At 35.3% G+C, this 24,518-nt stretch carries 19 protein-coding genes and 1 pseudogene; 6 read left to right on the top strand and 14 right to left on the bottom strand.

Annotation, left to right across the window (positions count from 1 at the left end; all coding sequences use genetic code 11):
- The 7 genes and pseudogenes from ABW637_RS13765 to ABW637_RS13735 all read right to left on the bottom strand — a co-directional run bounded on the left by ABW637_RS13765 (position 1) and on the right by ABW637_RS13735 (position 6,756).
- Complete coding sequence (locus ABW637_RS13765; protein ID WP_367585278.1) at positions 1-1,380, bottom strand: sigma-54-dependent transcriptional regulator; 1,380 nt, start codon at positions 1,378-1,380, stop codon at positions 1-3.
- Positions 1,381-1,466: 86 nt separating this feature from the next.
- Positions 1,467-1,940: a Dps family protein gene (locus ABW637_RS13760; protein ID WP_367585277.1), complete on the bottom strand. Its 474-nt coding sequence runs from the start codon at positions 1,938-1,940 to the stop codon at positions 1,467-1,469.
- An 88-nt stretch (positions 1,941-2,028) separates the two neighbouring features.
- Positions 2,029-3,246, bottom strand: a complete 1,218-nt coding sequence (locus ABW637_RS13755) for a bifunctional alpha/beta hydrolase/OsmC family protein (RefSeq protein WP_367585276.1) — start codon at positions 3,244-3,246, stop codon at positions 2,029-2,031.
- Between the two features lie 131 nt (positions 3,247-3,377).
- A pseudogene (locus tag ABW637_RS13750) lies at positions 3,378-3,620 on the bottom strand (DoxX family protein); the annotation flags it as partial.
- Between the two features lie 397 nt (positions 3,621-4,017).
- Positions 4,018-4,485 (bottom strand): nucleoside deaminase, encoded by a 468-nt coding sequence (locus tag ABW637_RS13745; protein WP_367585275.1) that lies wholly within the window; start codon positions 4,483-4,485, stop codon positions 4,018-4,020.
- Position 4,486: 1 nt separating this feature from the next.
- A complete protein-coding gene (locus tag ABW637_RS13740) occupies positions 4,487-5,869 on the bottom strand; it encodes an FAD-containing oxidoreductase (protein ID WP_367585274.1) in 1,383 nt (460 codons plus the stop codon).
- A 152-nt stretch (positions 5,870-6,021) separates the two neighbouring features.
- Positions 6,022-6,756 carry an isochorismatase family protein gene (locus ABW637_RS13735; protein WP_367585273.1) on the bottom strand — a complete coding sequence of 245 codons (735 nt, stop codon included), beginning with the start codon at positions 6,754-6,756 and terminating at the stop codon, positions 6,022-6,024.
- A gap of 400 nt (positions 6,757-7,156) precedes the next feature.
- On the opposite strand from ABW637_RS13735, the gene ABW637_RS13730 reads away from it, so the two are divergent.
- The 6 genes from ABW637_RS13730 to ABW637_RS13705 all read left to right on the top strand — a co-directional run bounded on the left by ABW637_RS13730 (position 7,157) and on the right by ABW637_RS13705 (position 14,989).
- The gene (locus tag ABW637_RS13730) at positions 7,157-8,134 is read left to right on the top strand and encodes an alpha/beta fold hydrolase (protein WP_367585272.1); all 978 of its coding nucleotides are present in this window, start codon (positions 7,157-7,159) and stop codon (positions 8,132-8,134) included.
- 48 nt (positions 8,135-8,182) lie between these two features.
- On the top strand, positions 8,183-8,938 hold the full coding sequence (locus tag ABW637_RS13725) for an SDR family NAD(P)-dependent oxidoreductase (RefSeq protein ID WP_367585271.1): 756 nt from the start codon (positions 8,183-8,185) through the stop codon (positions 8,936-8,938).
- A gap of 74 nt (positions 8,939-9,012) precedes the next feature.
- A complete protein-coding gene (locus tag ABW637_RS13720; protein WP_367585270.1) occupies positions 9,013-9,504 on the top strand; it encodes a DUF4437 domain-containing protein in 492 nt (163 codons plus the stop codon).
- A 154-nt stretch (positions 9,505-9,658) separates the two neighbouring features.
- Positions 9,659-10,501, top strand: a complete 843-nt coding sequence (locus ABW637_RS13715; RefSeq protein ID WP_367585269.1) for a helix-turn-helix domain-containing protein — start codon at positions 9,659-9,661, stop codon at positions 10,499-10,501.
- 18 nt (positions 10,502-10,519) lie between these two features.
- A complete protein-coding gene (locus tag ABW637_RS13710; RefSeq protein ID WP_367585268.1) occupies positions 10,520-14,095 on the top strand; it encodes a metallophosphoesterase in 3,576 nt (1,191 codons plus the stop codon).
- Between the two features lie 144 nt (positions 14,096-14,239).
- Positions 14,240-14,989, top strand: coding sequence for an SDR family oxidoreductase (locus tag ABW637_RS13705; protein ID WP_367585267.1), 750 nt, complete (start codon positions 14,240-14,242; stop codon positions 14,987-14,989).
- 263 nt (positions 14,990-15,252) lie between these two features.
- Here ABW637_RS13705 and ABW637_RS13700 read toward each other — a convergent pair whose 3' ends face one another.
- From ABW637_RS13700 to ABW637_RS13670, 7 genes are all read right to left on the bottom strand, one after another.
- A complete protein-coding gene (locus ABW637_RS13700; RefSeq protein ID WP_367585266.1) occupies positions 15,253-15,744 on the bottom strand; it encodes a hypothetical protein in 492 nt (163 codons plus the stop codon).
- A 359-nt stretch (positions 15,745-16,103) separates the two neighbouring features.
- Positions 16,104-16,667 carry an RNA polymerase sigma factor gene (locus ABW637_RS13695; protein WP_367585265.1) on the bottom strand — a complete coding sequence of 188 codons (564 nt, stop codon included), beginning with the start codon at positions 16,665-16,667 and terminating at the stop codon, positions 16,104-16,106.
- A gap of 118 nt (positions 16,668-16,785) precedes the next feature.
- Positions 16,786-17,331: a carboxymuconolactone decarboxylase family protein gene (locus ABW637_RS13690; protein WP_367585264.1), complete on the bottom strand. Its 546-nt coding sequence runs from the start codon at positions 17,329-17,331 to the stop codon at positions 16,786-16,788.
- 301 nt (positions 17,332-17,632) lie between these two features.
- The gene (locus ABW637_RS13685) at positions 17,633-20,455 is read right to left on the bottom strand and encodes a TonB-dependent receptor (RefSeq protein WP_367585263.1); all 2,823 of its coding nucleotides are present in this window, start codon (positions 20,453-20,455) and stop codon (positions 17,633-17,635) included.
- The gene (locus tag ABW637_RS13680; protein ID WP_367585262.1) at positions 20,452-20,631 is read right to left on the bottom strand and encodes a hypothetical protein; all 180 of its coding nucleotides are present in this window, start codon (positions 20,629-20,631) and stop codon (positions 20,452-20,454) included. Before ABW637_RS13680 ends, ABW637_RS13685 begins: the two co-directional genes overlap by 4 nt.
- 49 nt (positions 20,632-20,680) lie before the next feature.
- Entirely contained in the window at positions 20,681-21,487 is an 807-nt protein-coding gene (locus tag ABW637_RS13675; protein ID WP_367585261.1) for an alpha/beta fold hydrolase, read from the bottom strand.
- A gap of 436 nt (positions 21,488-21,923) precedes the next feature.
- Positions 21,924-24,488 carry a TonB-dependent receptor gene (locus tag ABW637_RS13670; protein WP_367585260.1) on the bottom strand — a complete coding sequence of 855 codons (2,565 nt, stop codon included), beginning with the start codon at positions 24,486-24,488 and terminating at the stop codon, positions 21,924-21,926.
- Positions 24,489-24,518: the final 30 nt, after the last annotated feature.

The raw sequence follows: 24,518 nt of genomic DNA, 5'->3' as shown, positions 1-24,518 counted from the left end.
TTAGTTGTATTCTTTTGTCTTGTTAATCCCCAGTTTCTTTATCCTAAAATCTAGTGTATTGGGATGAAGTTTCAAAATTTCTGCAGCTCCTCCTTCTCCTCTTATCTTGCCTTTGCAGTATTGCAGGGTCTGGATGATCTGTTCGCGTTCCATCTCTTCAAGAGATTTTAACTGAAACTCTTTCTGATGAGCCGATTCGTGTGTTCTATCGTCATTTTCTATTACAATAGACAATTTATTGTCTTCAGCAAGGATAACACCTCTTTCTACGTAGTGTTGAAGTTCTCTAACATTCCCTGGCCAGGAGTACCCCATAAATACTTTAAGAGTATCTGCAGAGATAGAAGTAACCTCTTTATTGATCTGCCTGGTAAATCGACTTAAAAAGTGATTGGCTAGTATAATTATGTCATCCTCACGCTTTCTTAGAGGAGGTATGTGAATTGGAAATATATTCAATCTAAAAAAAAGATCAGCCCTAAAATTTCCTTCTTGAACCTCTTTTGAAAGGTCTCTATTGGTTGCCGCGATGATTCGCACGTCTATTTTCTTTAGAACATTTCCTCCAATGGTTTCTATTTCTTTTTCCTGCAGGCATCTTAATAGTTTGGATTGACTTGATAAAGGTAATTCACCTATCTCGTCCAAAAATATAGTCCCTCCGTCGGCTAACTCGAATTTACCAAGTCGTTTTTCGGTAGCTCCGGTAAAACTTCCTTTTTCATGACCAAATAGCACCGATTCAATCAACTCGGTTGGCAAAGCCGCACAATTTACCTTTACTACCTTTTTATGGTTGCGGGAAGACATCTGGTGAACTGCATTCATAAACAATTCCTTTCCAGTTCCGGTTTCCCCATGAATTAAAACAGTAACATCGGTTCGCGCGACTTGTTGTACTTTTTTTAAAGCTTTTTGAAGAACCTCACTCTCGCCAATTATTGGAATTACAGTCTCATTATTATTACCATTACTTTTTGATTTAACCTCTGAAGACGATAGCTTAGAGCGACTCAATTTGGCAAAGCCTATTTCCAATGCTACTCGAATGTCTCTTTCATCAAAAGGTTTTAAAATATAACCCAGGGGGTTGGTCGTATTCATTTGACTAATCGTATCTTGATCAGAATATGATGTTATATATATATAAGGAATCTGGTAAGTATCTTCAAGTTTTCTGGCTAAATCTATACCCGTCTCTTCTCCTATGATATTTATATCCAATAATACCAGATCCGGAATCTCATTTTTTATTTTTCCCATCGCCTCTTCAGCAGATTTGGCATGCCCCATCACAGCATATCCAAGTTCGGATATAATATTTCTAAGATCTTGTACAATTACAAATTCATCCTCAACAATGAGAAGTTTACCGGTCATGCGACATTCTTTATATTAAGTTTTGATGAATTGTCAATTTAACCATATTATTTCAAAAAAACCGATTTCTATTGTCATTGTTTCTTCTAATTACTTAAATAAGCCGAGAACATCCAAATTAATTTTTCTTGTTCTCTAATATAATCGCTCATCAAGGAATTTGTACCTTCATCATCATGTTTCCCAGAGATAGAAAGCAAATCTCTTTCTATCGGAAGCAGTACTTCAAATCCTTTAATGATTTCTTTTGTGGCATTATCTCCATTAGTAATATTCTTGGCTTCAGCGATTGTAGCTATTGTCATATAGTCAGAATACGTATGAATAGGGGTACATCCTAAAGTAAGTATTCGCTCGGCTATTTCGTCTATCTTAATAAGAGAGTCATTATATAATTCCTCAAATTTTGCATGTAACTCAAAGAATTTGTTCCCTTTAATATTCCAGTGAAACCCCCTAGAGTTCATATAGAACACCTGATAGTTCGCCAGTAAATCATTTAGTTTCTTCGAAATAATCCCAGATTCTCTAGATTTCAATCCAATTTTGTTAAGTGTCATTATTTTTTGTTTTTAAGTGTTAGCTTATTAATGTTTGAAAGTCTATCTTCTTGATCGATCCGGTCCTTCTTAATCCTTAAAAAAAATATTACGATACCAACTTAGTGATGATCTGGATTTCAGACTGAAATGTTCTATGAACAGGGCACTTGTCTGCAATTTGCATAATTCTGGTAATCTGCTCTTCACTTAGGTTCCCTTCAAGCTTGATCTCTTTATAAAATGTATCTATTTTTGCCGAAGAATCTTCGCAATTTTCACAGTCTTCTTTATGTACACGAGCGTGACTAACATGAACTTCTGCACTCTTAAGATCCCAACCTTTTCTAGCCACATACACTTTTATGGTCATCGTTGTGCAACAAGCCAAACCAGCTGAAATATAACCATAAGGACTTGGTCCAAAATCATCACCACCAAAACTTTCTGGTTCATCTGCAACCATATAATGGTTTCCAACCTTCATTTGTGTTGTAAACTTTTCTAAATTTCCCAAACGAGCCACTACTAGATGATCACTTTTTAATATAGACTCTTCGCTTGGTATTTCAAGATAACGAGATGCCCATCCAGTAATAGCGTGTCCTACATAAATCGAATCTTTCTTTCGCGATAATAAATGATCAGCCCCATCTAGTGAAATAAAGCTTTTAGGGTGTCTGGCACTAAGGTAAATCTCTTCTGCATTTTTTATTCCTACAATAGTATCCTGAGGAGAGTGCAAAACCAGAATAGGTTTCTCTAAATTTTTGATAATTTGTGGTAATGAATGGGACTCCAGATCATCAATAAATTGTTTTTTTATCGTGAAATCTCTTCCACTCAAATTTACTATGGCCTTACCCTTTTCTTCTATTTCTGGTAAGCTGCATTTCATTAAATTCTTAACATGAACTGGGTTTGAAGGAGCACCAATCGTTGCTAATGCTCTAATAGACTTTATTCTAGAAGCCGCAAAAATAGAAGCTGTCCCACCTAGAGAATGTCCAATAAGAAGTGAAGGAGCTTTTTGATTTTTTGATAAATAATCAGATGCGGCGATTAGATCCTCTACATTTCCAGAAAAATTAGTGTCTTCAAAATCTCCTTCACTTTCTCCTAAACCGGTAAAATCAAAACGTAAAACTCCGTACCCCTGCTCTATCAATGCTTTACTTATGTTGCTCGCGGCTTTGAGGTTTTTGTTGCACGTAAAGCAATGAGCAAATAATACAAAGTTATGTGCATCTCTGTTCCCCGGTAGTTCCAAAATACCGGACAACGAATTTCCTTCTCTATTTTCAAATGTGACCCTAGAAATACTCATATTTTCAACATTAATATTAATTACCTTTCACTACAATTTCCGTAACCATATCTCTATAAATCTGAATTTTATGGGTACGGTATTAAATCGACTACCAGTTTCTTTTCTCAATTGAAATCTATCGTTTCGGTTTAGGCATTATCCATCTCACGGTAAACTTTATCCTCATAAATTCTAGACACTAAAATAGCTATTAACGCCAGGAAAGAAAGAAGCCATTCTCCATCTTCCGCTAGTATGTGAGCTGTAAAAGCCAGGAGGGCGTCATAAAAGAATCCAGCATATGCCCATTCTTTCAAAAGTCTGATTTTCTTAGTTAAAATAGCGATAAGCCCTAAAATCTTTAAAACGGCTAATGGATAGATGATCCAGACAGGGAAGCCTAAACTTTAAAAAAAACCGTGAACTCGTTCATAGTTAAAAAAGTAGACTCCAGCAGAAAAAGTAAAGATCAGGACTATCAAACCCGTGGCAATCCAATAAATAATTTTATCTGTACGCATAATTAGTTTCATTTAAATAATTTTTAATTCTTGGTGATCTTATACATGAATGCAATTTCACCATAAGGGCTTCAATTGCTTATTGAATAATTGCTCTCGAAGCGAAGTGGGCGTTACAGGGTGAATCATAACAAAGTTGTGTAAGATCACTATATATCTAGATGCTAGCATTTTAATTCCTGCTTCATTCAATTTTTATCTACGCACTTCCTCTTCGTAGCTTAATACATCTTTTTTGATTCTATAGTTTTTTGCCAAACCTGTTACATCAATTGATATTTACTCTGGAAAATCGTTGATTACGAAGTTCGGCTATGTTATCCTTCAAAACTCCTGTTGTGATTACCGGTGCATTGCCCCAAGATGGAATATCCTTAGTTTCTAAAATTTTAATTCTAGAGGTATGACCGCCTACATAATAATCATTAGGAACACCATAAATTACCCTGTCCATTTTATAATGGCGAATTATAAAGGAACACATAAGACATGGCTCTCTGGTTGAATACAGAAAACTATCTTTAAGAACATCGGCATTTACAAACTCTATGGCCGTATTTATGGCAATGATTTCTGCACGATTTGTTAGATTATTACTAGTTTTAGCAGACTCTATCCCTGTACCTATGACCTCCCCTTTGAAGACCACAAGGGCTCCAGCTGGTTCATCACCTCGTAGAAGTGCAATTTGTGCCAATTTAATTGCGTACTTCATATATTCTTCATGTGTATTCATATTATGAGTGTTTATTATTATGTAGTTTAAGTTCTCCCAACATGGTGGGTATAAGTTCAGACACGGTAGGGTGTATATGAACGGTTTCTTTAATTATCGTGTAAGGAATGTGTGTCCGTATGGCATTCAATAACAAATGAACAATCTCGTCTGCCCCAATGCCCAATATAGTTGCCCCTAATATTTCTTTGGTATCGGCATCCACAATGACTTGCATAAACCCTTGATCTTCGCCTTTTTCAACCGCCCTGGCAATTTTACTAAAAGGACGATAGCCTTTGAGTATGTTATGCCCTTTTTGTAATGCTTGTGCGACTGTCATGCCAACTCGACCCAATGGTGGGTCTGTATATAAAGCATAGCAGAGTATTCTATCGGTTATGCTTCTTTTCTTTTCTCCTGTAAGTTGATCCGCTACTACCTCAAAATCATTATACGAGGTATGTGTAAAAGCACCTCTTCCGTTAACATCACCCAGAGCCCAAATTCCTTCTACATTGGTTTTTAGCACATCATTCACTTTGATATACCCTCTTTGATCCAAGAGAAGACTCGTGTTTTCGACACCTAAGTCTTCTGTATTTGGTACTCGTCCAATGGCAACCAAAGCATGAGATCCGATAACGGTAGGTGAACCTTCATCACATTCAACATTAACAACAATCTCTTTACCCTTTTTTGTTATCCTTATGCACTCGGCATTGAACCTAAATTTTATACCTTCCTTTTCCAGAATATTTTGAACCTCTAATGAGGTATCTGGGTCTTCCCTTAATATTAACCTGGGTCCCATTTCAATTACGGTAACTTCACTTCCAAAACGCCGGTACATTTGTGCGAATTCTAAACCTATATAGCTTCCACCCACAATAATTAAATGTTCTGGCACAAAATCAACATTCAATATATCTCTGCTTGTAAAATATAATGCCTCTTGAGCACCTTCTAGCAGACGTGCTCTTGCTCCAGTATTAATGAATATTTTAGGTGCAGTAAGTACGTTTTCGCCTACTTTAAGTGTATGGTTATCCAAAAACCTTGCGTGGTACCTATAAATGGTTACATTAGGAATACCATTGAGCCAATTTTCAAGTTTCGTATTGGACTTCTTTACAATGGCATCTTTGCGGGCCTTCACCTTTTTCATGTCGACTATAAAATCGCCATTAGACATGATTCCATATTCTGCAGCGCGTTTAAGAACATGAGCTACGCGAGCACTGGCAATCATTGTTTTAGTAGGAGTGCACCCTTCATTAACGCAAGTTCCTCCTAACCATTTTCTTTCTACTAATGCTACTTTTTCTCCCTTAGATGCCAAAGTAGCTGCTAGTGATGGACCTGCCTGCCCTGCCCCAATTATTATGGAATCATATGTTTTCATTCTAAAAAAATTAATATTTAAACCCTATTTGACCACGTCTTTTATTTTAGATTAGTAAGTATAAGAGTTCGTTCTATGCTAAAACTTAGTTTCCTCCCCTAATACACCTAATATTCAAAATCAAGAAGTTTAGCGTGGGTATCAGCTACATTTTATTTAGCTAACTCTGCCGCCAGCTCTTTGGTCGTAAATACCTTACTGGAAATCATTTTAAAATTGGTTTGTGCGGCCCGATTACCATCCAATCCAGGAAGTTTTGCCGAGGCAGTAGCATCACCAACAACAGCAACCTCAAAACCATTCTCCATAAGTTCTCTCATGTGTGCTTCGATACACAAGTTTCCAGACATACCTCCTAATATGATTTTGTCTATTTTCTGCTTCCTTAATTGAAGCGCCAAATCATTAGATTCTGGACCATAAATCTTATGAGGGCCCGATACAGTAACACGGGATTTGTTGATATACTTTTTGTACTGTGGCATCCAATCGGCTCCGGATCCCTCAAAACCTTCTGAACTTACCTGATCGGTACGGTCAAACATTTTGATGTTATGCATGAGTCGCTCCAGAACACCTTCAAATTTCCAGGTATGATCATGTGGGTAATAATAATGAGGAGATACAAATACCGGAATATTATAGCGTTCCCCAAGTTTGAAGAGCGTTTCAATATTGGCTACGGTATTGTTTTCCTTAACACTTTCTCCTACAGCTCCCCAAGCAACTCCTTTTGTACTTAGAAAATCAACCTGTGGATCGGTTATAACTATAGCGGTATTCCCATCAATTTCAAATACTGGTTCTGGTAATTGTGCATGAGTTGCCTGGACCAAAAAAAGTACTATAACGATACTAAATAATTGTTTCAAATAAACTGTTCTCATTTTCTTTAAATTTTAAGTGATTTAGATTTTTAATATGCTCAGATTTTAACTCCATCTGTAGCGATTTAATAGATTTCAAAAAAATGGATTACCTCCCGTTTCAGATTAAAATAGGGAACACATATCATTATTTATGTTCAATCCATATGCTGACATATCTATTTTGTTTCAGCACAAAATTCGAGGAAACTAAAAATCTATTTCTCCACTATTATGCTGCATTGTTGAAAAATTGCTCGTTTAAAATCAGTCGTTCGAAAACAAGACTAAATGAATATCATCTATGCAACAATCTCTAACGGCATAATTCTAATAACACAGCAATTTTTGAAAAGAATGTGAAACGATCTTATGCCAATTTTGTATTTGAAAAAGTTATTGAATCTAAAATCTAAATCTGATGAAAAAAATAACCTTACTTATATTGTTAGTCCTCATTGCATCTTTGGCCTTTTTAAGCACTCTATGTTTCAATGTCAAATTAGAGAATGAGCGATCAATTAATGAAAACACTATCTCTTCAGAAATTCTTTATAAAAGCAAAAACATTAGAGGAGTAAATATCTTTTATAGAGAATCCGGGGATCCAAAAAAGCCCGCAGTGCTTCTATTTCATGGTTTTCCGTCTTCCTCTCATCAGTATAGAGAAGTACTGGCCGCGCTTGGGAACGAGTATTATGTGATCGCTCCTGATTACCCAGGGTTTGGTTCAAGTGATTACCCAAATCCAGAAGAATTCGAATACACCTTTGATAACATCGGAGATTTAATTAATGAATTCGTGGAGTCGTTCAATCTAAATTCATATGTATTAATGATGCACGATTACGGCGGGCCAATTGGTTTTCGCATTGCCACAAAACATCCCGAAAAAATAAAAGCATTAATAATACAAAACGCAAATATTTATGAAGAAGGTTTAGGTGAAGCCTGGAAGGATGTACGTGAATTATGGAAAGCCAATACAGAAGAAAACCGACAATCACTTTTCAAAGTTTTTAGTCTAGGGGCATTAAAATGGCAATACACACATGGCGTAAAAAATGTAGAGAAAATAAGCCCCGACAACTGGATGCTGGATTTTAACGTTATGTCCAGACCCGGAATGCAAGATGTTAATTTAGACCTTTTTTATGATTATAGAAATAACCTAAAACTATATCCTCTATGGCAGGAATATATAAGAAAAACTCAGCCGCCATTGCTTTTGGTATGGGGTAGAAATGATGCCTTTTTTCCAGTATCGGGCGCTGAAGCTTATAAAAAAGATGTTCCGAATGCAGAATATTATACCTATGACACCGGACATTTTGCCTTAGAAGAAAAAGGAGAAGAGATCATTGAGAATATTCATTCTTTTTTGAGAAAATTGGAATAAAACTTCACAGCAAACAACAAAAGAAAAATTTAACAAATACGCAACAAAATGAAAGAGCAAGCATTAATTATTGGTGGAACGACAGGAATGGGAAAGGCAGCAGCCGAACTTTTATTAAAAGATGGAATAGAAGTTATAGTAGTTGGAAGAAAGGATAAAAACCTGGACATTGTGGAAGAAGAACTTTCTACTCTAGGATCCTTTAAAACCATAGGGTTGGATTTATTTGATCTTTCGGCAGTACAGATATTTACCAATTCTTTAAAGGAAATAGCTTCTAATGTTAAATACCTACTTAACGCTGCAGGTTACTTTAAACCAAAACCTTTTCTTGAGCATACAGAACAAGATTACAATATCTATCACGATTTTAATAAAGCCTTCTTTTTTATTACTCAGGCTGTAGTTCATCTTATGAAAGAAAATGAGGGCGGCTCTATTGTCAATATAGGATCTATGTGGGCCAAACAAGCTATTAAGGCCACTCCCTCGAGTGCCTATTCAATGGCAAAAGCAGGATTACATAGCCTTACTCAACATTTGGCCATGGAATTGGCCGAATACAAAATTCGTGTAAATGCAGTATCTCCAGCAGTTGTTGTGACACCTATATATGGAGCTTTTATGGATAAAGACAAAATTGAAGAAAATCTTCAGGGCTTTAATGATTTTCACCCTATCGGAAGGGTTGGAAGACCAGATGATATTGCGAGAACCATTCGTTTTCTATTGCTCGAAGAGAGCTCTTGGGTAACTGGTGCGGTTTGGGATATTGATGGTGGTGTAATGGCTGGTCGAAACTAGATTAAAGAGACTATTAAACCTTACCAAGTCACCAATCAAATCGATTACAATGAAGTTTACAAAAATCAGACGTTATGAATAATTTAAAGAATATATTAATTGTTAGTGTACTTATCCTAAGTACACTATACAGTTGCGGGCAAGATCCCAAACCAAATACAACAGTTCAATCATTAAATACTGATGGCAAGGCCGGCATTTTTTTAACTCCAGAAGATTTGAAATGGGTAACAGCATTTGACGGTTTTCCTATCAATTTTGCAATGGTTAGCGGAAATACATTTGAAGGTTCGCATGGAACTTTTGCCAAATTTCCGGGAGGAAGCTTCATTACACCACCTCATACCCATGCTAATAGTTATAAAGCCGTAGTTATTTCGGGGCAGATTATAAATCCAATGGAAGACGAAGAACCAGAGGATGCAAAAGTCATGGGACCCGGATCATATTGGTATGTTCCTGCCAATGAGGTACACACTACGGGTTGTGTATCAGAAGAACCATGCATATTTTATATGTATCAGTCGGTTCCATTCAATTTTGAACCAGTTACAACAAATAAATAAAATTCGAAGAAATAAATAATATCCGAGGGCTGGTAGTACATACTTTTTATAAAACTGTTAGTAGAATATCTAATAGCAGTCTTTGATTGGAGAATTGAAATCTATTATTCATTTCAATTAGTCTATTGGCCTCTTGAAAATAAAACATTCAACCATGAAACATGATTTTATTAATCCCGAAAATGGAGGCTTATTTATGGTAACAGATTTTGAGGATCTTAGTTACATGCCATTATTTATGAATAGTGCTTTATACAAAGTATTTATAAACACTGCAGGAGATACAAAATTGTTTGTTGACGGAGATCTTAAAGTGATACGTAAGAATCAACTGTTTTTCTGTAAGCCCTTAAACAGTGTTGAAGTTATAGATGAACCTTCGAGTTTGAAAGCAGTTGCTTTTAATAAAGCCTTTTATTCAATACGTGATTATGATGAGGAAGTATCTTTTTATTGGTTTTGGTTCTTCGGAACCAAATACCCTGTTTTATTGTCATTGTCCGACGAGGATATTTATGATTTCGAAACCATGTTTGATTGTTTCGAAAGAGAGTTCGAAAACGACAACAAAGTCCAGGAAGAGATGCTTCGCTATGTACTCAAAAGGATACTGGTCCTATCCAAATTATACTTACAAAAAGAAGATACAGAACCAAAGCTGCATAATAGTCAATTAGAAATCATACATAAGTTTAACGAATTGATCGAAAGTCACTTTAAAAAAAAACATCAGGTTTCTGAATACGCAGCGATGTTATTTAGGTCTCCAAAAACCATATCAAACATTTTTAGAGAACATTCTGACGATACTCCATCAGGAGTAATTCGAAATCGCATCATGATCGAAGCGAAAAAACTGCTACTGCACACAAATCGTACCATTGAAGATATCACTTATGAGTTGGGCTATGAAACTGCCGGATACTTTTCGAGATTATTTAAAAACTCTGTTGGGATGTCTCCTTCGGTATTCAGGAAGACAGGAAGAACTTTCTAAACTCATATTGATACTGCTATGCGAACGATACTTGGATGTACCTTTACCTTAATGACTCTCTTATTTTTTCAAAAGATGAGTTCTCAGGAATCACTACCTAATAAACAGGTTTCTCATATATTTTATGCTATTGGAGATGTTGGGGAGGCAATCGATTTCAAAATAGCAAAGCAAAACTTTAATGCTTTGAAAGAAATTTTGAAACAGGCCCCAAAAAATAGTACACTCCTTTTTTTAGGTAATAACTTTTCTAAAAATAGCTTCTCAAAAATCGTTGTGCCAAACAAAAGGAATACTTCAGGTCAAATAAACTCAATGGCCAATATTATTAACACCTTCAATGGTAATAGTATATTTATTCCTGGAAATACGGATTGGGATTTTGGTCCAAAAGGATTAAAAAAGCAAGAAAATCTCATTGAAAAAGTTCTTGGAGAGTCTGCTTTTCAACCGGAAAACGGATGCCCTATTAAGCGAATAAAAGTAAATAGCGAAATAGACCTTATCATTCTAGATTCGCAATGGGCCATAATGAATTGGGATAAATATCCTACTTTAAATAACGATTGCGATATAAAGACCAAGGAAGACTTTTATGAACAGGTAGAGAACAAAATCAAAAAAGGAGAAGGAAAGACCGTTATTTTGGCAGCACATCATCCCGTAAAGAGTATGGGGTCATATGGTGATCGTTTTAGTTTCGGGTTGAATCCTCAAAACCTTAGTAATCGTCACTACAAAGAATTTAGCGATAGAATCATTACCATAGCAAAACAAACCGAAAAAGTAATTTTATTAAGCGGACACGATAATAGTCTACAATATTTAAAAGAGAAGGGAATCCCAATCATAATAAGTGGGTCGGGTTCCAGAGGATCTCGCGTAAGCAATGTTAAAAAAGGATTTACAGCTTCCGATATCGGTTTTTCTAAGTTGACTCAATTTGTTGATGGTGCTGTTTGGGTAAGTTTTTATGGGAATTCAAATGGGTATGTTGGTAGTCTCTATAATGCAGAAATTTTGCCTCCCAATGTGTATTATGAAGATGCAAAATACCACAAACAAATAGTACCTCAATATGTTTGGGAATCCATATACACTAAAGACGAACTCAAAAACGGCCGTTTATATAAAGCTTTATTAGGAAATCATTATCGAGAAGATTACACCACAAAGGTAAAACTAAAAACTGTCCTTCTCGACACTTTATATGGCGGACTCACCCCATTACGCATGGGTGGCGGGCATCAAACCAATTCTATAAGGCTTACAGATCGTAATGGCAGAGAATATACCATGCGTTCTGCAAAGAAAAGTGCCCTAAGGTTTCTTCAATATTTTTTGTTCAAAACACAATATTTAGAGGCTGATGTTGCAGATACTTTTTTTATAGAACTTCTTCAAGATTATTGGACAACTGCTAATCCTTACGGAGTATTAACCATTGCAGACCTGGCTGATGCTATTGGTGTACTCCATCCTAATCCCCGACTGTTTTATGTTCCCAAACAAAAGGCTTTAGGCAAGTATAATGATAGCTTTGGGAACAAAATTTATTTTATAGAAGAACGCCTTGCAGATGGTCATAAAAATGCACGAAGCCTTGGAAATTCGAATGAAATTGTGAACACAGCAGAACTTCTTGAAAAATTGCGTTCTAAAGAGGATTTTTTTATAGATGAACAACTGTACATTCGTGCAAGGATTTTCGATAACCTTATAGGCGATTGGGATAGGCATGCTGACCAATGGAAATGGGCAAAAACAAAGACTTCAGTCGGTGAGACTATTTACCTTCCGATACCCAGAGATAGAGACCAGGCATTTTCTGATTTTGATGGTGCTTTTCTTAGACTTCTGACTAGCTTAAATCCCCCTCTCAGATTCATGCAACGTTATAACGGAGATTATAATTATTCGCGTTGGTTTAATGATGCTGGAGATGATATAGACTTCGCTGTTCTAAAAAATCACACTCGCACAGACTGGATTAAGCAAGCTCGTTTTATAAAAGCAAACCTAACGGAAGATGTAATCGAAAAAGCCTTTGAAAATTTACCCAAAGAAATCGATCAGAAAAGAATGGCTAGTGTAAAATCTGCATTAAAAAAAAGGCTCGGAAATATAGAAATAAATGCTACTGAAGTTTATGAGTATTTGGCACGCCATATATTCATAACCGGAACAGATAAAGAAGACTATTTTGAAATAATCAGAATGCCTAATGGTAAAACCAAGGTTAAGGGGTATAAAAATGCAAACGCTGAAGACAGGCTTAAATTTTGGGATGCAACCTATAATAGTGAAGATACTCATGAAATCTGGATCTATGGGCTTAATGATAGCGATACCTTTCGGGTGAGCGGAAAGGGAAATAATAAAATCCACATTAAAATTATTGGGGGTAACGGAAAGGATACTTATCGTATCGAAAACAAAAGAAATATAAAAGTATATGACCAAAAATCGAAAAAGAACACGTTTGAAAAACCAGTTTCTAAGTTTCTTTCCGATAAGTATGATCTCAATACCTATTATTTCAAAAATAACCGTAAAAATATTAGCAGTTTTAAACCGCTATTAGCATACGAACCTGATGATGGTTTAGGTATCGGACTTCAATTTAATCATCAGAAAAATTCGTTAGTTCGTAATCCTTTTACCGATGACCACCGTTTTGAATTCGCCTATTATCCATCAACTACGAGTGTCAATATTAAATACCAGGGAGAATTTGCTTCAATATTTGATAAGATCAATTTGGCAGTTGAACTTAATTATAGTAGCCCTAATTATACTGATAACTTCTTTGGTTTTGGAAATGGTACTCAGAATTTTGATGATGATTTCGGTAGCGATTTCAATAGAGTACGCATTCAAAAATCTCTAATCGCCCCTTCATTGGTATATAGAGGCTTTCAAGGAAGCATAATTTCAACAGGTATTTCTTATGAAAATTTTGAGGTTGAACGAACGAATAAACGGTTTATAGACACAGCTCCATTAAACCAAAACATATTCGATATACAACATTTCATAGGAGTTCATGGGTCCTTTGAATATGACAATCTACGGAATATACCCATATCTAAAGCGGGAATTGGGTTTAAGCTTACTGGTGGCTATATAACTAGTCTCAATGAAAATAGAAGCTTCCCCTACCTCATTTCACAGGCTCGGATTGCTACAAAGCTTGACAAAAGAGAGCGAATAGTTCTGGCATCTAAAATCAAAACAAGGATTAATTTTAATAATGAATTTGAATTTTATCAAGGCGCTACTATTGGTGGTAATGATGGCTTAAGGGGCTTCAGAGAACAACGTTTTACAGGCAAAAGATCGTTTTATCACAGTACAGATCTGAGGTTTGCATTGGGTAAATTACGAAACAAGATTATTCCCATAGGTATGGGGACATACGCTGGATTTGATTACGGTCGGGTTTGGATCGAAAATGATAATTCTAATACGTGGCATACATCGGTAGGTGGAGGAATATATTTTTCTTTAAGTGGATTTACTGCTTTCAATATAGCCTATTTTTCGTCTGATGAAGGTGGAAGAGTTACGCTTGGTTTGAATTTGCCATTTTAACTAGACCTAACTAGCAAATGAAGCTATCACAAAAAATCAAAGACGATTCAAAAAAAACAGATTTAAGAACATTAAAGCAATTCTCTTTAATTGGTTAGATGAAAAGGGGATTATAATTAGATTTTAACAATTAAAAATGAGAATATGGAAAAACTAAAAGATAAAGTTGCTGTTATTACGGGAGGTAGTAGCGGGATGGGTTTGGCAACGGCTAAAGAGTTCACTAAGAATGGGGCTAAGGTTGTCATTTTTGGAAGAAAACAAGAAGCAATAAACGCAGCGTTAAATGAACTGGGTGAGAACGCTCATGGTGTGCAGGGAGACATAACAAGACTGGATGATTTGGATAGGTTATATTCCGAAACAAAATCTAAATTTGGAGCCGTTGATATTTTGTATATAAATGTAGGGCAAGGAGTAATTGTGCCAATAGCCGAAACTGATGAAAAAATATTTGATAAGCAGATAAATGTGAACTTTAAAGGATCATATTTCACATTACAAAGGGCGATTCCATATTTGAGCGAAGGCGCCTCTGTGATCATCACGACCTCATGGCTTAATCAAGTTGGTTTTGCGGGTAGTAGTTTACTTAGCTCAAGCAAAGCGGCATTACGTTCGTTGGTTCGTGTAGCGGCTGCCGAGTTATCAGACAGAGGAATCAGGGTTAATGCGGTGAGTCCAGGACCTATTGGAACGCCATTTTGGGGTAAGATTGGTTTGCCGGAAGATGTGCTCAATGGTGCAGCCGAAGCAATTACTGCTCAGACAACTCTTAAACGTTTCGGAAATCCTGAAGAAATTGCCAAAGCAGTGTTATTCTTGGCTTCTAGTGATTCGTCATACATTATTGGGGAAGAGATACCGGTACAGGGTGGAATCACCGCTATATAGGATATTCTCGATAGAAATTTTATCACTTTTAGTAGAAGTATAAATTACAAGAACCCGGCCTCACAACAAATTTGAGATAAGACCTGTCCAAATAAAAAACGGTAACCATTTGGGTATTTCAGGGATAAGATTCTTAAAAACAAAAGTATGACCGGGTTCTTAAAATTGAAAATACAACGCCAAATCATGACATCAGTGATATTCCTAATGGGAATAGTTTTTGAATAATTGGAAAAATATAATCTACCTGTTCAACAAATAGACTAGGAGTCGATGTATTTAAACTTCACCACAACAAGAGTGATCATTACAATGAACAGCCATACAAAGAAGGTTTTAATATAGGGCCAGGTTTGTAAAAGTGCTAAAGATTCTGACCAAACTTCGGCGCTGAAGAAAGAGAGTCCAGTATCTACAGTAACGAAGGAAGCTGCACCTATAAGTGCTATTGATCCACCAATGATGATGAACTTAGCTAAAATATACAGCAACGCTTTCCAAAACGGAAGTTTTTGTAACCAGAGCTCCATTCTACCTACGGTATAAACTCCACCAATTATCCCAACTATAATAGTAAGTATGATGTAGTTTAAATAATTTCCCCAAAAATTATAACTCTCCTCTATTGCATTTGCATAATACAAAGTAGCATGATCATAAATAAAGATAAAATTGGAAATCAAAATCCATACGACCATAATCCAAAAAGCCCTTTTGTGATTAATTCCCTCTAGTCTTTTCTTTAATGTTTTCATTGTTTGGGCTTTGTACTATGATACTGTGTTTAGATTACACAATGTAATGATATTGTTTAACTTTTCAAAAAAAATATTAAACAATATTTAATCATTAAATACAAGTATCTGGAGTAAGAAAACTTTAAAATATTTTGAAGCACACTTCTTGGATTTTTTTTGGTACTAAACTACCTCGGGGCAAGCCCGCGAGGCATTGGTTGGAAAATAATTTTGATTTCGAGGCAAACCTCGGAGCATTTAAATCTCGATTATCGAGTAAAATAATTCTTTAGAAACTTAATGGATTAATTCGGCCATAGTATATGGTTTTCAATAAAAGGAAAATTTTACAAATTGTCGTACCATTCATTCCCGTGCTAATAAAGATGCTCTTTCAGCTCATTTTTTAGTACTTGTCTTGCTCTGTGTATCATAACCCATAAATTTGGTTTGCTTATTTCCAATTCTTCGCAAATTTCTTGGGTGCCCCAACCGCGTATTTTTAAAGAAATAGCTTGCGCTTGTTTCTGGGGTAGTTTTTTAATAGCCGATTGGATTTTAAGCTTCAAATGATTAGAATCCAGGTTATTATATAGTGTTTTATGTGAGGAATCCACTACTTTCTTTTCCAGCCAATTTTCGTGCTCTTCTCGCTGTATGTAACTTGCTAAGACAAATGTTTTTCTTTGGCGTGTATTCCTCTTCCTATAGTAATCTATAATTTTTCGTTTCAATATAGAAATAAGCCAAGTCCTTTCGGAAGCCTTTCCTTTATAATTTGGGACTGAACGAAAAGCAGCAATAAATGTTTCTTGTACAATATCTTTTGCCAATTCATAATCATCAATCCTTTTTATGGTGTAAATAATAAAGTTATCATGGTATAAATCGATCCAGGCACAAGGATTTAATTCGTTTGGTTGAAATGAATTATGCATCATAATTAAAAAAAAATAAATATCAGTAAACTATTAAACACTATGAATTGTTGAAGGCTCGCCAGGTTACGAGCCTTCAGCCAATTAACCTTATCAATCAAATTATAAAAACAAGTTACTTTCAAGCGTTAACTTCTAGCGGTTCTACTAACGGAAAATCTACAGGAACCCTGGTCGTATTATTCATATAGTTTGTTACCGTTTTATCGCCTGCTATCAATATAGCATCTACCATATTTTCCTTGGTCCATCCCTGATTGAAGAAATTTTTGAGTACTTCCGGATCCGTATTCCCCCTGTTTTCAGTTATATTTTTGGCAAATCTGGCTAACGCATCAAGTTTTGGGTTAATAGATGATTTTCCTTGTCTGAACTCTTTGGTCTGTTCCACAGTATAACCATTCATTTTAGCTACAGCTGTGTGTGCCGAAAGGCAATATTCGCAATTGTTTACTTGGCTTACTGCCAAGTTTACCACCTCTTTTTCTTTGGCTTTCAATGAACTCTTGCCATTTGAAAAATCTAGAAAATTCTTTAATCCATTTTCAGAATATGCGAAGCTGGCAAAAAGATTAGGAACGAAACCTATGCTTTTCTTTAAGTCGTCAAAAATTGCTTGATTGTTGTGACTTACTTTATCACGTGTCGGTACATCGAATTTAGTCATGATATCTGTTTTAAAAGTTAAATTTTCAACTGTTTATTGATACGGTAAAGTTCCGACGAAACAACTTTTTATAAAATATGGTATCTTCCCTTTTATTTATTCAATCTTCCCGATTTGAATTTGATTACGGCTTTTTAGGGTTCAAAATAGTTTTCCTAACAGTCATATTATTAAAAATATGCCGGTAGATAAACATTTTTGATTGTAATTGAATTATACCTTTTAGGGTGAATTCCTGCACTTCGCATAGTCGATCAACCTTATTAATTTTTTTCTTGAGAAAAGATCGACGATAAAATCATTAGAATCGATAATTTAGTTTTAAGACAGCACCTCTGGGTAAAACAGGTACAACTATAAAACCGGCATCTGGATTCTGTTGGACAAATGCAGGAGTTACATCATTGATATTGGACCCAATACTATTCACCCCAAGGAAATTGGCTAAGCCCTCTGAGTTAAATACGTTAGTCATTAAGAAATTAGCTCTCAATTTCGAGCTTATTTCATATCCCAAACCAAGATTGAATATACTGTAATCGGGCAATTGAAAACCATTTGCCACATTTGCCTCACGTTCTCCCATAAATTGCCATTTAAAGAATGCATTAAGCCTGTTTTTTTCAAGCTCTGCAGTTGCGCTTAACATAAGATTAGGATTATAAGGTAATTTGTTACCTGAGAAATCAACGACGAAGTCATCATCTGTATTCACTGTACCCGATGCGTTGTACACCGTCCATTGGGTGGCTTCTGCATCTTGCAATGTTCCGCTCATACGTAATGTGATATACGATGTGAGAGTATACGCTCCTTCTAACTCTAATCCCATGGTTCTGGAATCATTAAATTGAACGGGGGCATAAAAAATGGTCCCATCATCCGCATCAAATTCAAAATCGATAAATCCAACATTATTCAACTCACTCCAAAATGCGGTTAAGGTCGAAGAGAAATTTTTCCGGCTATGTTTCAGGCCTAATTCAACCTGCTGTATTTTTTGGATTTCTCCTGCTTGGTTGATAGGAACATTAGAAAAATTATTGAAGTAATAATTAAGTTCGGGGGCTTTATTTCCAGAAGAAAAACGAGTAAATACCGCAGATTCATCCGTAAACTTGTAATTGATGCCTGCAGAAAAAGAAAGGTAATTATAAGTAAAATCAAAATTGTCTTTTTCTCCTGTTGAGAATAGAATTTCATTATCATAAGCTGTGTTGGGATTGTTATCAAGCCCTCCAATCAGTTGCATAGACTCTATGGACTCAAACCTATCATTATTTCCTTTATGGGTTATAGTTTCAAAACGCAATCCAACATCGAGATGCACCTTATCTGTTAGTTTCCAATGATCACTGGCAAAGAATGCCAGCTGGTTTATATCCGCCTCTGAATTCCCATAAAACAATCCTCCATAATTACTTACACCATTAGAATCTGATAAGGCAATTATTGGTTGCCCGGGATTTTCCAGGGTTACCTCCAGCATTCTGGGGCTAGGCTCATAGGTGACATAAGCAAAACTGGCTTGCGTAAATACCGAGGTATTAGAAAATCCTCCTGCTACTCCAAAGCTTAAGTTGTGATTATGTATTCGTTTTTGAATAGATACCCGACCTATCCATTCTTTAGATTCATTTTTTTTGAACCAGGGAAGTGCCCCCATGATGGCATCATTAGGTAATCTACCTTCTGTTAAATATTCAAAAGTACCTCCTGTTAGTATGCCGCTATTATTTATTCGGGAAACCTCTTCTCCAGATATGGCATCTCTAAATACGACTTGACCTATAGGAAAAACTGCACCACTTGCAAAATATCCAATTGGAGCATTGAGTGAAATAAGAGAATTACCTTGAGACGTTTGCCAGTCGGCATTTTTATCAGAATACTTAACATTCATATTTAATTTCCATTCATTTTTTAACTCCTGGAAGGTTTTAATACCAAGTGCAATTTCTTCAGCATGAACTCCTCGAGAAGGATCGAACGAATTCACCGAGCCATTGGAAAGATTTCTGCCATCCGGAATATTCGTACTAAACTGAGGAAGCATTAATGCGGTTGTATTGAAATCTTGACCAAATGCAGCGTGAGGACTACCCCAGTTTTGAGCCGCAACACCAGTATACCGATTGGTAAAATCGTCCAGGAATTTACCATAAAGCTTAAAATAGCCGTTGTTGTTATTTTTAATAACATTGAATCTGAGCTGACCTCCTTTACTAAAAGTGAAGTCAACATTTCTCGCCCCTTCATCTCTGCGGTAATGTCCTCCGGCATTATAATACCATCCTTTACCAATAGCCCCCCCTAGAGTTCCATCGATTCTAAACATTGAATTTTCTTCACCCTGACTCCCTCCAAGTACCGAAAACTCACCATTTAAATGATCGTATTGTCCATGAGATATAAAATTGAAAATAGCTCCTGGACCATTTAAAGCCGTTACGGTAGCGTTACCTCCGCGTATTGCCTCAACCTTTTTAGTAGTTAAATCTGTACGATGAAAAAGATCTGGGCTGTAAAAAGAATGTTGTACAAGACTAACCGGTAATCCATCCTCTTGTAAAGAAACATAGTACCACCCGAGATCATCTTCAACCGATGCAGATACTCCTCTTGTATATACTCTTGTAAAAACTTCACCGGCTGAAGGGTCTGTAAAAGTACCCGGAATATTTTGTAACAAATCAGCCGTCCCTCTTGGAAAAGCCTTAGCCAGTTCTTTAGGCCTCAGTATTGTAATTGCTGTATTGGATTCCAATTGGGTTCTGGGTTCGAAAGTTCCTGTTACTACAACACTTTTCAGATTAAGTAAATCATTATCTAGGGTTACAGATAACGAAAATTCTTCATTACTTACATTAATGCTATCCAAATACGTTTTAGACCCCAAATGCGTAATAGTAATATTATATTTTCCAGGAAGAACATCTTTTATTTCAAAAAAACCATTGGTATCTGTTATACCAAAATAGCCTTTTGGTTGAAGACTGATATGTGCACCTATCAATGATTCGTCATTACTTCCCTTAACTGTACCACCCACCTTAACCTGAGTGTAAGCCAGATGACAGGTGATTATTAAAAGTGTGATATGAACTATGGTATTTTTCCTCATAATAATAATGCTCTTCTAATACTACTTTCTACATAATTAGAGTAAGAATGGATAGGATTACACCTTAATATGGTTATCCGCTTATAGAATATTTGATAATTAGCCAATAGCTCATTTAATTTTACCGAAATGATCTCAGACTCTTCTGATTTTAATTCTATTCTGTTGTATGTCATAATTTTATAGTAAGATTTTCATAAAAGTATAGGGATGAAAAAGTACTTTCTAGTTCGAACCTCGAGCGGCTTCAATGATTATTTTAGCCACTTGTTTAGGTCGAGATAACATTGGGACATGACTTGTTGGTAATTCATATGTTTTAGCCCCAATTCTAGCAGCCATGTTCCGCATTACATCAGGTGCAATCATCTTATCATTTGCTGATATAATGAACCATGCTGGTTTATTTTTCCAAGCCGCTTGGGTAATTTTTTGATCTAGTGCATCTTTTTGAAGTTTACCTTGATGTGCGGCAATTAATTTTGCATCAGACTTGGGTATATCGGGAGCGAAATATTTGACAACAGTCTCTTCACTTAAACGTATAAAACCGTAATTATCAATTATAGGGTCTACAAATCCAGGAACGGTAGGTATTTTTTTTACTTTATGAGCAGTGTTAAGAATATCATGAAGATGCTCATTATCGTCTGGCGCAAATGCCGAAACATACACAAGAGATTCTACTTTTTCATGATTACCTGCTTCGGTAATAACCATTCCTCCCCAAGAATGACCAACTAAAATAACTTTCCCACTCGCTTCTTCTATTGCTCGAGTGGTAAAATCAACATCATCCCGAAGTGAGGACAATGGATTTTGAACGGCAATTGTTTTGAGTCCTTGCTTCTGAAGAATAGGCACTACTTTATTCCAAGATGATCCATCTGCAAACGCTCCATGTACCAGTACTATAGTTTTTTCTAATTCCAGTTTCTTAGTTTTACCAGCGGCAGTTTCTGACACTATGTGAAACGCCCATGCTGATAATGCAAAAACAAATAAAAATGAGATGACGATGATTTTTTTCATTATATGCTAATTTTGAGTGATATTGTTTTACTAAACATTCTTTACTTTTTTTAAAGTGAACTTATATAGTATTTGAGTATTCTTGATGAATACACAATAATGAATGCACCTTACTTAATTTTGAAAGTTTTTAAGGGCAACCACTATACTAGTGAAATAGTATTTTTTTTGTTTTTTAACGGTAGGTAGAGAGCATTACATTACTTTGAAGACAATTAAAAAGTGTTCTCATACATAATATCTAAATGATATTATTATGGTTGATATACATTAGAAATGTTTGCAATACAAATACACTACAAAGACAAAAGCTTATACCCTATTTTTTTAAGTTTTTTTTAACTTTTGTTAAAGGAATTCTGTTCGCTGATTGATCGAGTTTTATCGAAAAGAAGCAAATATACTTTAGATTTAATATCCCTTTTTGTAGATATAGTTATAGATTAAATCTCACAAAAAAATTAGTAGTAATTTCCAAAGAGAAATCATCTAAAGCGATAAATGTAGGGTTCTCAGAATTTTCCACCTGATACAATCTGTTCAATACATTTTTTCGATTATAAATATTTTGTATCCCCACACCCAATGTGCAATCTATCGGATTTTTACCTTTAGACATTTCAAAATTATATCCAGTAGAGAAATCAAGTCTGTGATAATCTGGTAAATTATCTGAATTTATAGAACCATATTCAGTTTCTAGAGCTCCTGAATCCCCTACCGGAATAACTCTAACAGGAGGAGTAAATGGAGTTCCGGTGCGATAATTCCAGGCCAGGGAAAATTGAATTTTGTTGAGTTGATAAAAATGTGACCACGTAAACGAATGTTTAATAGCATTATTTGCGGGAAAAGAGGCTCCTTGATTTAAATCTTTAAAGTTAAAATCAACATCGGTATAGTTATATCCTATCAAGGTAGTATAATTGGATATTTTCTTTTCTACTAAAAGTTCTAGGCCATTATGAGTACTATTTCCTTCAAAAAAATTAAATCTTTCTAATCCTATTACCAGTGCTTCGAACCCTTGAATTAAAGAAGTTATCCCTTTAATTTTTTTGTGGTACACATCACAATCAATATTCCATCCTTTCTTAGTATACAAAAAACCTATAGAGGCTTGACGGCTTCTGTAAAGAAAGTTATTATTTTCATCAGGAGACACCCACACAACATCATTAAGTCCTAAATTAGGAGTTGTTAGTTCAGTTATTTGACTTACGGATTGACTTCTGTATTCACCAGAGGTCTTGAGAGTGAAATCACCTAATTTTTTCTCGATATATATTCGGGGTTCTATAAGAATTCTATCTAACTTTGAATATTGATTGATTCTGAATCCTAGGTTAATATTCCATTTTTTTATATCGACCAAATTCGCCTGACCGTATATGGCATGAACAGGGTTATTTCTATCTTCTCTTCTGCTTTCGAAAGTGTCTTCAAGGAAAAAGTTAATCTTCGTACCTTGAAATTGATAACCTCCCGAAATTACAATCCTCTTATCAACATCCCATTCCCCATGTAATCTAACTCCTGTTTCTCTAACAGTGTTTTTTTTATTGGTAAGTAAATCCAAGGTTGGAAACACATATTCACCTTCATAATCAAAATCATATGAAGAGTAATATATTTCTGTTTTTGATAAAAAGTTGTCACTCCAATTTCTTCTCCAGGAGGCTACAAGACCTTCATTTTTTATTCTAAGCCGATCTTTTAAACTTACATTAATATTCGGATCAGTAACTTCAAAATCATTAGACAAACGATTTTGAGCAAAGAGATTTGATACTATCACCTTATCCTTATTCGAAATTTCTGCAATTAATTTTAAGGTTATATCTGAAAAACGAAATCTTGTATCACTAATAGAGGGAAACGAACTCAAATTTTCTTCTCTGTCTGAAATCGTAGTGGGCTGAATAATTCTTTTGGTAAAATTGTCAAAAGCTTTCGTTGACAACACATCAGATAAAGATCTTCTGAACCCTATTATCATTCCCATTTTTCTTCCAACGGGTATCTTGAGATAAGCATCTCCGAATATTGAGTTTAAACCTAATCCTCCCACTACCCTTTTACTAATTGTGGTGTCTGTTTTCATATGAATAACTCCAGCGACACTATTCCCATACTCAGGTTTAACACCGTTTTTATATATCGTAATGTCTTTTGTAATATAAGGATTGAATATAGAAGTGGATCCAAAAAAATGATCTGCATTATACATTTTGATACCATCCCATAAAATCAGGTTTTGATCAGGAGTACTACCACGAAAATATAAGCCCGAAGCAGTTTCTAAAGGACTATTTATTCCTGGCAAGGATTGAATATTTTGTAGTATGTCTGGCTCGGGAGATCCAGATAAAGAGCCCATAGAACTTGATTCTAAGGAAATGGCCCCATCGTCTTGCCATTTGGTTCTTAAAAAACCACCTTTGGTTATTACTTCATTCAATATAATTTTAGTGGGTTCAATGGCATAATTACTACAAGTTCCTGCAGTTGAATTCTTTGCCGCAACCCGTATTGTTTTATAGCCTAAAAAAGAAATGGTTAAACTATCTAATACATTCACTCTTCTAATGCTAAAAAAGCCATTTTTATTTGATGAAGTTCCTTTACGCTTAGTTTTATTTATAATATTGGCACCTTCAATTGGATTACCACTATCAATATCAATTACATAACCACAAACTTCTATTACATAGTTATTTCTTACAATGTAATAACGTTCGTCAATCTTATCAAAGAACAATTTAGTCCTCTCTTCAATTTCATAAATTATCTCGTCAATTGATGCATTTAACATATTGAGACTTATCTCTTTATTCTCAACTATATCTATTAAATAAGAAAACTTAACATCGAACAGCGTTTCCAGCTCATTCAAAACTTTAGTCAACTCGGTTTTGGTATAACTGATATCTCTTCTGTTTTCCTGTCCAAACATTTTCGAAATGGATAGTAAAAAGACAATTATAAACAGATATTTCATTTAGATGATTTTAAAGAAAATTATGAAGTA

The organism is Aquimarina penaris (assembly GCF_040786285.1).
GTDB lineage: Bacteria > Bacteroidota > Bacteroidia > Flavobacteriales > Flavobacteriaceae > Aquimarina.
This window is presented reverse-complemented; position numbering and strand designations above follow the sequence as displayed.

Excerpts from the sequence above, each read along its gene's own strand:
- ABW637_RS13765 (WP_367585278.1), bottom strand. The coding sequence starts at position 1,380 with ATGACCGGTAAACTTCTCATTGTTGAGGATGAATTTGTAATTGTACAA.
- ABW637_RS13760 (WP_367585277.1), bottom strand. The coding sequence starts at position 1,940 with ATGACACTTAACAAAATTGGATTGAAATCTAGAGAATCTGGGATTATT.
- ABW637_RS13755 (WP_367585276.1), bottom strand. The coding sequence starts at position 3,246 with ATGAGTATTTCTAGGGTCACATTTGAAAATAGAGAAGGAAATTCGTTG.
- ABW637_RS13745 (WP_367585275.1), bottom strand. The coding sequence starts at position 4,485 with ATGAATACACATGAAGAATATATGAAGTACGCAATTAAATTGGCACAA.
- ABW637_RS13740 (WP_367585274.1), bottom strand. The coding sequence starts at position 5,869 with ATGAAAACATATGATTCCATAATAATTGGGGCAGGGCAGGCAGGTCCA.
- ABW637_RS13735 (WP_367585273.1), bottom strand. The coding sequence starts at position 6,756 with ATGAGAACAGTTTATTTGAAACAATTATTTAGTATCGTTATAGTACTT.
- ABW637_RS13730 (WP_367585272.1), top strand. The coding sequence starts at position 7,157 with ATGAAAAAAATAACCTTACTTATATTGTTAGTCCTCATTGCATCTTTG.
- ABW637_RS13725 (WP_367585271.1), top strand. The coding sequence starts at position 8,183 with ATGAAAGAGCAAGCATTAATTATTGGTGGAACGACAGGAATGGGAAAG.
- ABW637_RS13720 (WP_367585270.1), top strand. The coding sequence starts at position 9,013 with ATGAATAATTTAAAGAATATATTAATTGTTAGTGTACTTATCCTAAGT.
- ABW637_RS13715 (WP_367585269.1), top strand. The coding sequence starts at position 9,659 with ATGAAACATGATTTTATTAATCCCGAAAATGGAGGCTTATTTATGGTA.
- ABW637_RS13710 (WP_367585268.1), top strand. The coding sequence starts at position 10,520 with ATGCGAACGATACTTGGATGTACCTTTACCTTAATGACTCTCTTATTT.
- ABW637_RS13705 (WP_367585267.1), top strand. The coding sequence starts at position 14,240 with ATGGAAAAACTAAAAGATAAAGTTGCTGTTATTACGGGAGGTAGTAGC.
- ABW637_RS13700 (WP_367585266.1), bottom strand. The coding sequence starts at position 15,744 with ATGAAAACATTAAAGAAAAGACTAGAGGGAATTAATCACAAAAGGGCT.
- ABW637_RS13695 (WP_367585265.1), bottom strand. The coding sequence starts at position 16,667 with ATGATGCATAATTCATTTCAACCAAACGAATTAAATCCTTGTGCCTGG.
- ABW637_RS13690 (WP_367585264.1), bottom strand. The coding sequence starts at position 17,331 with ATGACTAAATTCGATGTACCGACACGTGATAAAGTAAGTCACAACAAT.
- ABW637_RS13685 (WP_367585263.1), bottom strand. The coding sequence starts at position 20,455 with ATGAGGAAAAATACCATAGTTCATATCACACTTTTAATAATCACCTGT.
- ABW637_RS13680 (WP_367585262.1), bottom strand. The coding sequence starts at position 20,631 with ATGACATACAACAGAATAGAATTAAAATCAGAAGAGTCTGAGATCATT.
- ABW637_RS13675 (WP_367585261.1), bottom strand. The coding sequence starts at position 21,487 with ATGAAAAAAATCATCGTCATCTCATTTTTATTTGTTTTTGCATTATCA.
- ABW637_RS13670 (WP_367585260.1), bottom strand. The coding sequence starts at position 24,488 with ATGAAATATCTGTTTATAATTGTCTTTTTACTATCCATTTCGAAAATG.